Source organism: Micromonospora sp. NBC_01638, assembly GCF_045209745.1.
Taxonomy (GTDB): Bacteria; Actinomycetota; Actinomycetes; order Mycobacteriales; family Micromonosporaceae; genus Micromonospora.
Genome location: NZ_CP109273.1, coordinates 1602486 through 1614920 on the forward strand (window position 1 = coordinate 1602486; position 12435 = coordinate 1614920).

At 69.2% G+C, this 12435-nt stretch carries 11 protein-coding genes; 4 read left to right on the top strand and 7 right to left on the bottom strand.

Annotation, left to right across the window (positions count from 1 at the left end; genetic code table 11):
* Position 1: 1 nt before the first annotated feature.
* Together OG811_RS07510 and OG811_RS07515 are read right to left on the bottom strand one after the other, a co-directional pair.
* Positions 2-1201 (bottom strand): substrate-binding domain-containing protein, encoded by a 1200-nt coding sequence (locus tag OG811_RS07510; protein ID WP_406072940.1) that lies wholly within the window; start codon positions 1199-1201, stop codon positions 2-4.
* Positions 1202-1427: 226 nt separating this feature from the next.
* The gene (locus OG811_RS07515) at positions 1428-1667 is read right to left on the bottom strand and encodes a hypothetical protein (protein WP_406072941.1); all 240 of its coding nucleotides are present in this window, start codon (positions 1665-1667) and stop codon (positions 1428-1430) included.
* 261 nt (positions 1668-1928) lie between these two features.
* On the opposite strand from OG811_RS07515, the gene OG811_RS07520 reads away from it, so the two are divergent.
* Entirely contained in the window at positions 1929-2195 is a 267-nt protein-coding gene (locus OG811_RS07520) for a winged helix-turn-helix domain-containing protein (RefSeq protein WP_236646840.1), read from the top strand.
* Between the two features lie 177 nt (positions 2196-2372).
* Complete coding sequence (tcmP, locus tag OG811_RS07525) at positions 2373-3533, top strand: three-Cys-motif partner protein TcmP (protein ID WP_406072942.1); 1161 nt, start codon at positions 2373-2375, stop codon at positions 3531-3533.
* Positions 3534-3568: 35 nt separating this feature from the next.
* On the opposite strand, the gene OG811_RS07530 is transcribed toward tcmP, so the two are convergent.
* A complete protein-coding gene (locus tag OG811_RS07530) occupies positions 3569-4324 on the bottom strand; it encodes a DUF5131 family protein (RefSeq protein WP_406072943.1) in 756 nt (251 codons plus the stop codon).
* 414 nt (positions 4325-4738) lie between these two features.
* A complete protein-coding gene (locus tag OG811_RS07535; RefSeq protein ID WP_406072944.1) occupies positions 4739-5860 on the bottom strand; it encodes a glycerophosphodiester phosphodiesterase in 1122 nt (373 codons plus the stop codon).
* 140 nt (positions 5861-6000) lie between these two features.
* Between OG811_RS07535 and OG811_RS07540 the strand changes: the two genes are divergently transcribed.
* Positions 6001-7335, top strand: a complete 1335-nt coding sequence (locus OG811_RS07540) for a TrkH family potassium uptake protein (RefSeq protein ID WP_406072945.1) — start codon at positions 6001-6003, stop codon at positions 7333-7335.
* A gap of 14 nt (positions 7336-7349) precedes the next feature.
* The gene (locus tag OG811_RS07545) at positions 7350-8018 is read left to right on the top strand and encodes a potassium channel family protein (protein WP_406072946.1); all 669 of its coding nucleotides are present in this window, start codon (positions 7350-7352) and stop codon (positions 8016-8018) included.
* Positions 8019-8062: 44 nt separating this feature from the next.
* Here OG811_RS07545 and OG811_RS07550 read toward each other — a convergent pair whose 3' ends face one another.
* The 3 genes from OG811_RS07550 to OG811_RS07560 all read right to left on the bottom strand — a co-directional run bounded on the left by OG811_RS07550 (position 8063) and on the right by OG811_RS07560 (position 12354).
* Positions 8063-9670, bottom strand: a complete 1608-nt coding sequence (locus OG811_RS07550) for a serine/threonine-protein kinase (protein ID WP_406072947.1) — start codon at positions 9668-9670, stop codon at positions 8063-8065.
* A 71-nt stretch (positions 9671-9741) separates the two neighbouring features.
* The gene (locus OG811_RS07555; protein WP_406072948.1) at positions 9742-11301 is read right to left on the bottom strand and encodes a fused MFS/spermidine synthase; all 1560 of its coding nucleotides are present in this window, start codon (positions 11299-11301) and stop codon (positions 9742-9744) included.
* Between the two features lie 36 nt (positions 11302-11337).
* A complete protein-coding gene (locus OG811_RS07560) occupies positions 11338-12354 on the bottom strand; it encodes a coiled-coil domain-containing protein (RefSeq protein ID WP_406072949.1) in 1017 nt (338 codons plus the stop codon).
* Between the last annotated feature and the right edge of the window lie 81 nt (positions 12355-12435).

The window sequence follows — 12435 nt, forward strand, 5'->3', positions numbered from 1 at the left end:
GTCAGCCCTTCATGGCCACGGCCGGTGGCGCGGTCTCGTCACCGGTGAGGCTCTTCTGCGCGGTCGCTGTGAAGGCGGTGCCGCTGCCGGTCAGCTTGGCCTGGAACATCGGCTGGAGCAGCGCGTGGTCGGCAGCCCGGATGGTCATCTTGCCCTTGACCCCGTCGAAGCTCCAGCCCTCCAGAGCGGTGACCATCTTGTCGACGTCGTCCCCGCCCTCCTGGGCCGCACGGACCACCATCTGGGCGGCGGCGAAGCCGTCCGGGTGGAACAGGTCGATGGTGGAGACCTTGGCCTTCAGCGCCTTGCTGGCCTCGGTGTCACTGGCACCGTCGAAGTAGTGCGACAGGAAGGAGATCTTCGCGCCGGCAGCGCCGAAGGTCGGCCACGAGGCGCGAATGTCCAGGCCGGTGACGACCGTGGTGGACGAGAGCACGCCCTGCTGGTCGAGGGTCTGCCACATGGCGGAGGCGGTGGTGCCGGCCCAGGCCACGAAGAGCAGGTCCGGCTTGGCCGCCTTGATCTGGCTGGCGAACGGGGTGAACTCGCTGGCGCTGGCCGGGGCCCGGACGCTGCTCACGGTGGCGCCCGCGCCACCGATGACGGCCTTGACGGCCGCCTCGTTGGCGTCGCCGAACGCGCCGTCCTGAGCGAAGACCACGACCTTCTTACCGGCCGGGTCACCGATGAACGACTTGGCGGTCACCACGTCCTGGTAGGACTGCCGGCCCGAGCGGAACGTGTACTTGTTCGCTCCGGTCACCGCGTCGGTGGCAGCCGGGCCGGAGATGAACAGGACCTTGTTCTGCGCCGCGATCGGAGCGACCTGGAGCGCCACGCCGGATGCGGTGGAGCCGGCGATGATCTTCGTGCCCTTGCCGATCAGGTCCTTCGCCGCGGAGACCGCCTTGGCCGGGTCGCCCGCGTCGTCGACCTCGGTCAGCTCGATCTTCCGGTCACCGACCTTGCCGGTGCCCTTGGTGGCGAAGTCGAGCCCCGCCTTGAAACCCTCGATGTACTGCTTTCCATAACTGGCCAGGGCTCCCGACTGGGAGTACACCAGGCCGACCTTGACCGGGGCGGCGCTGTCGCCGCCGCCGGTGGCGGTGTCCTGCGGGCTGCCACAGGCCGTGGCGGCCAGCGCCGCGGCCATCATCGTGGCGGCGGAGAGGAACACCCGCCGCGTCGTCCGGACCGTCATTGCGACTCCACATGAGGACTCGGAGGGAGAGAACTTCTTCGTGTCGGCTCACGCTAGAAGTGACGTCACCCACGAGCTATGTGGCAGAAACACACAAGTAACAGGATTGGGGTGGCCGGGGGTTACAACGGGCCGCACGGTCACCGGAGAGCCGGCGCTCCCGATGGCCTGAGCCTCCACGGACCACCCGAGGTCTGTGTCGCCTCGCCCCATCTGCCCCGATCGGTCAACCACAGGGACCGTCATGGGCCGCCGCGCGCGGGCAGCGCCGTCGACCGTCGAGCAGGCTGTCGCAGAAGACCCTATGACGTACGCACTGAGCATCCTCCTCGGACACCGTCGTCTCGGCCCGGTCCACGTCGGCGAGGAAACCCAGCGCCCGGGTGATCGCCCGAGCGAAGCGCAGCGCGCCCGGCAGGTCTGCCGCAACCACCGGCAGATGCACCACGAACCGATCCCTCGCCATGCGCGCGACCACCGCCTTTCCCAACATGTCAGCCTGGAGGGAGGCCCGGTGTGCGGGTAGGGGACGCACACGGACCGCCCGGCCCCACGCCCGCAGCCCTCGTCGGCGGTACGAACGCGGAGCCCACCTCACGCCCGCAACCCCGAGGGTTTGCCGAACCAAGCGGAGCCGGACATCAGTAACCTACCCCAAATACTTGTGTAGGTCGACCCTGCGAAGCAGCGACACCACAGCCTGTTGCAGTAACTGGTGTAGGCCGGCATGATCGAAGACGCCGAACCGACCGGAGTCCTCACCATGCCCACAGCAGAAGCCCCATATCGTCGCATCGCCAACGAGATTGCCGCGAAGATCAAGAGCGGTGAACTGAAGCCGGGCGACAAGCTGCCGTCCACCCGGGAACTCGCCGAGACCTATGCCGTGCACATGAACACAGCCTCACGGGCGCTCTCGCTCCTTCACGACCGCGAGCTGATCACCGGCCAGCCCGGCCGCGGCACCTACGTAGCCGAGCACCCACGGGATTGACTCGTCCGACTGTCAGATCGAGGACACGGCCTGCCCCTGAACCACCACTCGTCGGCCATTACGGCTGGTGAACGGCATGACGAACTCCCGGACCCAGCTCTGCGCGAACACCAGGACGAAAATCGACCGCACTCTTCGCTACCTTCACATCACTACTGGTGATGCGAAGGAGATCCGGTGTCGGCGAACGACGACTTCTTCCGATCCCGCAAGGCTGCCGCCGTGCTCAAGCACGGCATCCTGAAGCGTTACCCGGTCGTCTTCGCTTCCAAGACCGGCCAGGGCAAACCAGTCGTCTTCCTCGATGGCTACGCCGGACGAGGCGAGTACGAGGAGGAAGGGGAGGAAGGATCGCCGCTGCTTCTGTCCCGGTGTGCCGACACGGTCAGGAGCTTTCGGAGCGTCTTGCTCTTCTTCGTGGAGAAAAATCCTTCCCACTTCGCGAACCTGCAGCGGGTTCTGGAGCAGCGCGGAGGCTCAACGAGGCGCATTCTCCGGCAGGGCGACGTGGCAGATCATCTGCCAGAGGTCCTCTCGGTTGCTCGTCAGGCTTCACTCTTTGCCTTCCTCGATCCGTTTGGTCTTGCGCTTGACTTCGGTCTCGTGCGCTCAGGGCTGCTCGGTCGACCCCCTTCGCCGCCGACGGAGGTTCTACTTCACTTCAGCATCTCTGCTATCGCGAGGATGGGACGAGCGGTTCAAGTAGCGCGCTCCCGGGGCGACCGGCTGCCTTCTGCTGAGCAGAAGACGGCCGACCACCTCACGAGATTCCTCGGCGATGACTGGTGGCAGGACCACTTTGCCCGGGTCAACGGTGATGGCGATGAGGAGACCGCGACCGAGGTAGCTCTCAAAGTGGGCGCAGAGTACGAGAAACGGTTGACCACGGGAACGAGCTATAGCGCGATCACTATGCCGGTCCGACCGCGCCCGGAACTCTCGCCGAAGTATGTCCTGATGCTGTTCACGAGACACACGGAAGGCGCTTGGCACTTCGCCGACGCCGTGGGGCAAGCTGGCGTGGACCTAGAGGAAGCCCGTTACAAAAGCCAGATGAGCCAGGACACCCTGTTTGGGTCACTTCCCTTCGATCGGCCGGCACATGTGAACAGCGCCCTACCGCGGGTGGCGCAAGTTGTTGAGCGGAACATCGTCCGGCTGCTTGCGGAATCGAACCCGGTCCAGCTCGCGGAGCGAGTGCCCGAGGTCTATCAGGGAGTTCTTGGCCAGGCGTGGACGCGTCATGCGCGGTACGCAGTCAAGTCGTTGCACAGTCAAGGTCTGATCGACCACAGCGGCGTCGGGGACTTCTGGAAGAATCCCATCCGGCAACTCTGAGAAGGTGAAACCCCGACGAGGCCGACCGGCCGCAATTAGGCGGCAGCGGGCAGGCGAGGCGTTGGCATCTCATCCCAGGTGCGACCATCGAGTAGGCGCCCACCGGCCTTGGGTGTGCGGCCACCCCACTGTTTGAAGAAGAAGGCAGTCCCCGCCCGATCGCATTGGTCGCGCAGGTCCGCGACCCAGGAGCCATCCATCGGGCGACAGCCCTGACCCGACTCACCCCCCGCGATCAACCAGTCCATCCCAGCGAGGTCGAGCTGCGGCAACGGGCCGAGCAGCGGCTCGGCCGAGATGAAGCGAACCGCCGCCGGCACCTGCCGAAGGAAGTCGATCCGAGATCTCTGGCTGTCGTCTTCGACGCTCACCCCCATCCAGACATTTGCCGGCCAGTCCAGATCATGAGCAACCTTGGCGAGCCGAGATGCGCGCTTCGTCAGCACTTGGAAGGTGTGACGCGGCGTCTCACGCATGACGTCGAAGACCTGCTGCACGTACGTGAGAGGAACCCTCGCGTGGAACAGGTCAGACATCGAGTTGACGAAGACTGTTCGAGGATCACGCCAGCGTCGCGGGATATCGAGGGCGTCCGGGTGGATCGCAACCCCGAATCCCGGCCCAGAGGTGCGGGGGTCGCCATCGGTCTGATACTTGGCCGAGCCCATGGCCTTCAGGCGCTTCGCGAGAGTCATCGCATAGCAGTTGTCGCACCCCGACGAGATGCGGTCACAACCTGTAGTGGGATTCCAGGTTGCTTCCGTCCACTCGATGGCGCTTTTGTCCGCCATGCGCCGCTCCTTCCACTCGACGCGACAATACTGTCGAACAACCGTACGCATGGGAAGGGTTGCGCGGCGTGTCGGCCCGTCAGGTTCTGCCCTTTCGGGGCAGCCAACCGTGCGTCGCGAAGCACGCAGCTGCTGGCCCCACCTCACCCTCCCAAGATCGCGCCCGATCATTGATGTAGTGGCCTTGGCGGCCTTGTGACACCACCACTTCCTCTATCGAGCGCGATCGTGCCTTCGCTGCGGCCGTGCGCGTCGACGCGACGCGGACCGAAACGCCGTTGGCCCGCCGTCCGGGTGGTGGACGACGGGCCAGCGGATGGGCCGGGCGTGATCGGCCCGGCGGTCGGCTCGGAGCGGATCAGCTCCGGGCCGAGGTCGGCTCGGCGGGCAGGTTCCCGCCGACGGGCGGAGGGGTCAGTTCCCGGCGAGGCCGGCGCGGGCGGCGACGGCGGTGTCCGGGTGGTCGCTGAAGACGCCGTCCAGGCCCAGGCCGAGGAAGAGTTCGTACTCGGCGGTGATGTCGCCACGCGCGTTGGGGTCGGTGCCGATCCGGAAGTCCACGGGGAGGAACTGGTTCTCCGCACGGAACGTCCAGGAGTGCACGAGCAGCCCGTCCCGGTGCGCGTCGCGTACCACGTTGGTCGGGGCGAGCAGGGCGCCGGCGGCGTCGCGGGGCACGATCAGGTTCTTGTTCGCTCCGATGCCGTCGGCGTACCCGGCGATCCACTTCAGCCCGGTCGGCTTGGCGAGGTCCTGGTAGCTGCGGTTGTCGCCGGCGACGGTGAAGTCGTACGGGCGGCCGGTGGCGTCGAGCAACTGGATCAGCTTCACGTCGGTGAGCCGGCTCAGCCGACGCAGGTTGGCCGTCTCGAACGACTGGATGAAGACCGGCGAGTTCTTGCGGTCCAGCTTGTTCTGGCGCAGCACTCGGAGCAGCGGCTCCTCCAACGGCAGGCCAATCGAGGTGAAGTAGCTCGGGTGCTTGGTCTCCGGGTAGATGCCGATGGTGCGGCCCCGTGTCCGCCCCTCGGTCCGGACCAGGTCGATGACCTCCTGAAGGGTGGGCACCTCGAAGCGACCGTCGAAGGCGGTGTTCGCCACGCGGACCTGCGGCAGTCGCTCCTTGGCCCGCAGCGTCTTCAGCTCGGCCAGGGTGAAGTCCTCGGTGAACCAGCCGGTCACGGCGACACCGTCGATGGTCTTCGTCGCCTTACGGGCCGCGAACTCCGGGTGCGTCGACACGTCGGTGGTGCCGGAGATCTCGTTTTCGTGCCGGGCGACCAGGACGCCGTCGGAGGTGGACACGAGGTCTGGCTCGATGTAGTCGGCGCCCATCCGGATCGCCAGCCGGTACGCCTGAAGGGTGTGCTCCGGCCGGTAGCCGCTGGCGCCTCGGTGACCGATCACGATCGGGCGGTCGTTCGCCCGGGTGCGGTCCGCGCCGGTCGAGGGGCCGGCGGCGGCCATGGTGGGCACGGCCACGGCGGCGGCGAGCAGTGCGCCGGCCACGCCGAGAGTCGAGAGGGTACGTCGCAACGCCATCTCCTGTCGTCGGGGATCGCCCTTCAGCAGACCGTCCGCGATTGGCCGGGAGTTGGTCGACGACTGGCCGGCAGGTGAATCTCCGGAATGGGCGTTCCCACTCCGACGCCCACGCGGAGCAGGAAGATTGTCTGGTGCGCCGGTTTTTCCGCAACCCCGTGCGGCTGGTGCCGTTCGCGTTCCTGGTGCCGATCCTGCTCGGTACCGGGTTGCTCATGGCACGCTGGGCGACCGCCGAACACCAGCGTCCGCCCCTGGTCACCGCGCTGTTCACCGCCACCTCGGCGGTGTCGGTGACGGGAATGGCGATCACCGACACCCCCCACTACTGGTCCGGCTGGGGCCTGCTGGTGATCACCCTGCTCACCCAGTTCGGCGGTCTCGGCATCCTCACCGCCGCCGCGCTGGCCATCCTCGTGGTCTCGCGCCACCTCGGGCTGCGCAACCGGCTGCTCGTGCAGGCTGAGACGGCGGAGTTCGGCATCGGCGACGTGCGCCGCCTGCTACGCCGGATCGCGCTGACCGTCTTCGCCTGCGAGACGGTGATGACCGCACTGATCGCCGGTCGGCTCTGGTTGGCCTACGACTACCCACCCGGGCGGGCCCTCTGGTCGGGTGTCTTCCACGCCGTGCAGGGGTTCAACAACGGCGGATTCGCACTCTACTCGAACGGCCTGCTGGCCTTCAGCCGCGACCCGTGGGTGTCGCTGCCCCTGGCGGTCGGCGCGATCATCGGCGGGCTCGGGTTTCCCGCGCTGTTCGAGGCGGTTCACGAGTGGCGCCAGCCGGCGCACTGGGCGGTGGCGACCAAGCTGACCATCTGGGGCAGCGCGGCGCTGCTCCTGATCGGCTTCGCCGGTCTGCTCGCCGCCGAGTGGACCAACGTGAGAACGATCGGCCAGTACGACGTACCGGGCAAGATGCTCGCGTCGTTCACCCAGATCGCGTTGAGCCGCACCGGCGGCTTCAGCGTCCTGAACATCGCGGCCCTCCAGGAGGAGAGCTATCCCCTGCTGATCGTGCTGATGTTCATCGGTGGCGGCAGCGCCAGCACGGCCGGCGGCATCAAGGTCTCCACGTTCTTCCTGCTGGCGTTCACCATCCGGGCGGAACTGCGCGGCGAGCCCGACGTGACCATCGGGCACCGTCGAGTGGCCACCGCCAGCCAGCGCCAAGCGGTCACCGTGGCGCTGCTCAGTGTCGCGCTGGTAGCGGCCGGGACGATGGCGCTGCTGCTGCTCACCGAGGGCGTTCGCTTCGTCGGGGCGCTGTTCGAGATCACCTCCGCGTTCAGTACCACCGGTCTGACCGTCGGTCTGGCCGCCGAACTGCCGGCTGGCGGCCAACTGGCCCTGACCGTGCTGATGTTCATCGGCCGGGTCGGGACGCTCACCCTCGGGTCGGCGATCGCCCTGAACACCCGACGCCGGCTCTACCGCTATCCCCAGGAACAACCCATTGTCGGTTAGTGAGGAGGGGTGCCGTGTCGGCTAGACGAACGGACAGCGGCAGCGTCGTGGTGATCGGGTTGGGCCGGTTCGGCTGCCACCTGGCCGGGTCACTCACCCGGATGCACCACGAGGTGCTGGCCGTCGACCGCAACCCGGAGCAGGTGCAGCGCTGGTCGGCGCAGCTCGACCGGGTGGTCCAGGCCGACGCGACCGAGGAAGGGGCGCTGCGCCAGCTCGACGTCGCCAGCTTCGGACGGGCGGTGGTGGCCATCGGGGCCTCGGTGGAGGCAAGCGTGCTCACGGTGCTGGCACTGGTCGAGCTGGGCCTGCCCCAGGTCTGGGCCCGGGCGACCTCGCAGAAACACGCCAAGATCCTGTCGTCGGTGGGCGCGCATCACGTGATCTTCCCGGAGGCGGAGACCGGGGACCGGGTTGCGCACCTGATCGTCAGCCAGCTGCTGAACTTCATCGAGTTCGACGACGACTTCGCCATCGCCACCGTCCGGGTGCCGGAGTCCCTGGTCGGGCGTACCCTGCTCGACCTACGACCGCAGGAGCGCTACGGGATACGCGTCGTCGGTGCCAAACTGCCGGGCGAACGCTTCCGGTACGCCTCGGACGACACCGCACTCGCCCAGGGTGGGGTGCTCGTCGTGGAGGGTGGGATCGACCAGATCCAGCGGTTCGCGGGACGGCGTTGACCGTCACTTCTTCCGACCACCGTGCCCCTTCCCCTCACCCCTGGTTACTTTCCCGCTTTTCCCGAACCACCACCCGGCCCCTTGCCCTTGCCGGGCTTCTCGGGCTTGGCCTTCGTCGCGCCCTTGCCAGGGCCGGAGCCGCCGGCGGTCGGGGCCTTCGGCGGCGCCGCCTTGCTCGGCGGGGCGGTGGACGGAGCCGTGCCGGCCACCCCGGAAACCCGCACGCCACAGATCGAGTCGCCGAGCCGGAACTCCACCGGCAGCGGGTTCGCCCCGCTGTACTTCCCGGCCAGGGTGACCTTCTCGGCCGCACCGGGCGCAAGCGTGGTGCGCTGGGCCGTCGGTCGGATCAGCACCGTCCTCCCCTGCTGCTGCACCGGCGTCGGATCCGCCTTCGTCACCGCCTGCTGCCCGGGAAAGGTGAAGCTCATCGTCCAGTCCCGCAGTTCCTGGTCGCCGCTGTTGGTCAGGGTCAGCTCGGCGGCGAAGTCCTTGCCGGAGTCGGTACGCAGCGCGTACGTCACCTCGCAGGGCGCCGCCTTCGGCAGGCTCATCCGGGCCTCGGTGGTCGGCCGGTCGCCGCCGCTGGCCGGGCTGCGTGAGGTGAACCCCCACATTGCTCCGGTGACCGCGATGACGCCGACGGCGGCCACCCCGGCCTCCACCCGCCGCCGACGTCGCTGCTCCCGGTGGGTGCGGTTACGGGTACGCGACAGTGGCAACGCGTCGGTCGCCGCGGACCAGGGCAGGATCGTGGTGCCCGCGCTGGCCAGCGCGGCCGGGTCCAGTGGCCCGGCGGCCGGCGAGACCGGCACCAGCGTCCCGGCCGCCTCGGCGAGGGTCCGGGCCAGCTCGGCCGTCGCCGGCCGATCGACGGGCTGCTTGGCCAGGCAGCGCCGCACCAGGTCGGTCACCTCGTCGGGCAGCCCTGGGACGGTGGGCATCGGGTCCGGGTCGTTGTACATGTGCGCCCGCAGCATCTGGGTGGTCGTGCTGGCCTGCCACGGCAGCCGGCCGGTGAGCATCCGGTAGAGCAGCAGCCCGACGGCGTACACGTCGGTGGCCGGTGAGACCTGGCCGTTGTCCAACCGCTCCGGGGCGAGGTACGCGGGTGTGCCGAGCAGCGCGCCGTCCGGCCCCTTCTCGCTCTCCCCCACCAGCGCGGAGATACCGAAGTCGACCACCTTGACGCCGGTCGACGTGAGCATCACGTTGCCCGGGGTGACGTCGCGGTGCACCACACCGCGGGCGTGCGCGGTGGCCAGCGCCGAGCTGACCTCCGCGCCGATGGTCACCGCCTCGCGCCACGGCAGCTGACTCTCCCGGCCGAGCCGGCTGGCCAGCGAAGCACCGTCGACAAGCTCCATCACCACGTACGGCACGGTCAGACCGACCTGATCGGACTCGCCATAGTCGTACACGTTGGTGATGTTGGGGTGGCAGAGCCGCGCGGCGGCCTGCGCCTCGATCCGGATCCGGTGCCGGAAGGCCCGGTCGCTGGCCAACCGGGAGGCCAGCACCTTGACCGCGACCTGGCGGCCGAGCACCTCGTCGTAGCCGCGCCAGACCACCGACATGCCGCCCGCGCCGAGCTGCTCGATCAGCCGGTACCGCTCGTCGAGCAGCTGCGCGTCATTTCGGTCCCCACCCATGGTCACCGTTGTTGCCCACGGGCGGCCAACCTACACCTGGAGTGTCGGAATCGGTCAGGGCTGTCACCCGTTCAGGCGGTGGCGAGCAGTTGGTCCACCGGGGCGTAGTCGTCGGTCAACACCATGGCCCCGCCGACGAAGTCCGTCAGCGCCGCGCCGGACAGCAGGCTGACCTTCGGGTCCACCTCGCCCAACCGGGCCCGGACGGCGTCCAGCGGCAGCGGCGCGTCGGAACCGACGATGAGGAAGTTGGAACCCCGCTCCTCGGCGAGCGCCTCCGGCGGCGCGATCAACGCGACGTGCCCGAACTCGGCGGCCACCGTGGCCAGCTCGGCGCGGATGAACCGCAGCGGCGGGTAGTCGATGACGTTCTGCACGTACACACCGCCGGGGCGGGTCACCCGTCGAACCTCGGCGGCCATCTCCCGGGTGGCCAGGTGCCAGGGCACGACCAGGTGACCGAACGCGTCGCCGACCACCAGGTCGCGGCTGTCCGTCGGCTCGCCGGCCACCAGCATCCGGGCGTCGCCCACCACCGGCCGCAGCTCCGGGCCTGGGCGTACGCCCAACTCGCGCTCGCCCAGCTCGACCAGCCCACCGTCGATCTCGAACACCACGTTGTCGGTGCCCGGCCGGGTGGCGGTCAGGTAGCCCGGCACGGTGAACCCGCCGCCACCCAGGTGCAGCGCGTCCAGCCGCTCACCGGTCGGCGCGGCGACGTCGGCGACCGCTCCGATCCACTTCGTGTACGCGTATTCCAGGTGCTTCGGGTCGGCGAGATCCACGTACGAGTGCTGGGCCGAGTTGAGCAGCAGCGTCCGTCCGGTGGGCCGGTCCGGGTCCGACGTGACCCGGGCGCAGTGGTACGCCGTCTCGATGTCGCACGGGTTCGGTGCCACGGTGGTCAGCCCCGCCCCGACCAGGCCGAGCACGGCCAGCGCGGCCCGGGTCCGGGCCGGACCGGGCAGCTCGGTGGGCGCCTGCCGGCGCAGATACCAGCCGAGGCCGATGCCGACCAGCCCGAGCGCCACCGCCAGTGCCAACAGGATCACCGTGCTGCGCAGGGCGGCGACCAGCACGAACCCGGTGAGCAGGGTGGCGGTGATGCCGCCCAGGGTGCCGATGCCGGACAGCCGGCCGACGACCTGACCGGTGCGGCGCAGGTCGGCGAGTTGGAGCTTCACGACCAGCGGGGTGACCGCGGCGAGCAGCGCGGCCGGCACGAACACGGCCAACGCGACGAGCAGCAGGATGGCGCTGGCCGCGCCGCCGCGCAGCACCTCACCGGCGTACCGGACGACGGGCAGGGTGACCGCGGTGGCGATGCCGGCCAGCACCAGCGCCGGTGCCAGCAGGCCACGCGGGTTACGCCGGTCGGCCAGCCAGCCACCGGACCACGCCCCGTACGCGATCGCGGCCAGCGCGATGCCGATCACCGAGCTGGTCACCTGGAGGGTCACCCCGACGTAGGGGCCGACCAGGCGCAGCGCGACGGTCTCCAGCACCAGCACGGCGCCGCTGGAGAAGAAGACCAGGAAGGCGGCCAGGCCGTTGGGCAGCGCCCGGCCGGTGATCGGCACGGGCGCGGCCGAGGCCTGTCGGGCCGCTACGTCGGACGGTGGGGAGCTCATCGTCGCGATGGTACGCAGCGAAACTGCTGCTCCGGGTCAGTACATCGAGAGATGAACATGGTTCGTGTGGCTGGCGGCGGGACTGCCGCTGCCGCTGTACGAGCGCCATCCGGTGCCGGGATGCCAGATCTGCCGGTACCAGATCACGTAGAGCACGCCCAGGCGGTCGGCGTTGCGCACGTGCCAGGCGGCCAGACTGTCCCCGTACGCCTTGTCGCCGCCGGTCGCGTTGCGGTCCTCGAAGCCGTTGGTGGCGGCCGAGAAGTCACAGGCGCGACCCTTCGGGTGCTCGCCGCCCCCGCCCTCACGCTTGCAGGAGACGTGCCGCTTGTAGCCGGCCGCCTGGGTCTGCTTCAGCGCGTTGAGGGTGCGCGGGGTGATGCAGCCGGAGGTGGTCGGGTCCTTCACCGAGCAGGATTCCGACGGCCAGGACCCGTCCGAGTTGCGCGGCGCCGGCTTCGCCGAGGTGGAGTTGCCGCCGCTGAAACCGTTGCTGCTGCCCGAGCTGACCTCGGCGAGAGCCGCCTCGGCCTCCTTCTTCTTCTTCGCCATCACGGCGAGCTGCTTCTGCTGCTCGCGGACCTCGGAGTCAATGGCGACCTTGGCCTGCTGCGCCTGCTGCTGGGCCTCGACGAGATCACGCAGCCGCTTGCTGTCCCGCTGGGCCATCATGTCGAGGTCGCTGGCGCGTTGCAGGAACGCCTGCGGCGTGGCGGTGTTGAGCAACATCGACGCCGGGCTGAGCCGGCCGACGCGGTACGACTGCGCGGCCACCTCACCGACCTGGGCGCTGAGCCCGACCAGCCGACCCTCGACGGCCGTCAACTCGCCGGTCAGTGCCGTCTGCCGACGCTTGGAGTTGTCCAGTTTGGCCTTGGCCTCGATGTGACCCCTGGCGGTCAACTCCAACGCGTCCTGCAGCTTCTTGCTGCCACCCTCGCCGGGCTCCGCGTAGGCGGGCACGGCGGTGCCGCCGAGCACCAGCGCGACGGCGGCGAGCAGAGCGAGCAGGCAGCGGTGACCGAGCCGCGGGCTGCGCGTGGTCCTGGGCACGAAAGCGTCCTTCCGTCGACCGCCGGCCCCCGGTGAACCACTGCACGGCGGCGTCCCCGCCGGCGCCGGTCGGCGGCCTGC

What these genes read in the sequence shown, in the direction of transcription:
- OG811_RS07510 (WP_406072940.1), bottom strand. Translation starts at nt 1,201, where the DNA reads ATGACGGTCCGGACGACGCGGCGGGTGTTCCTCTCCGCCGCCACGATG.
- OG811_RS07515 (WP_406072941.1), bottom strand. Translation starts at nt 1,667, where the DNA reads ATGGCGAGGGATCGGTTCGTGGTGCATCTGCCGGTGGTTGCGGCAGAC.
- OG811_RS07520 (WP_236646840.1), top strand. Translation starts at nt 1,929, where the DNA reads ATGATCGAAGACGCCGAACCGACCGGAGTCCTCACCATGCCCACAGCA.
- OG811_RS07530 (WP_406072943.1), bottom strand. Translation starts at nt 4,324, where the DNA reads ATGGCGGACAAAAGCGCCATCGAGTGGACGGAAGCAACCTGGAATCCC.
- OG811_RS07550 (WP_406072947.1), bottom strand. Translation starts at nt 9,670, where the DNA reads ATGGGTGGGGACCGAAATGACGCGCAGCTGCTCGACGAGCGGTACCGG.
- OG811_RS07555 (WP_406072948.1), bottom strand. Translation starts at nt 11,301, where the DNA reads ATGAGCTCCCCACCGTCCGACGTAGCGGCCCGACAGGCCTCGGCCGCG.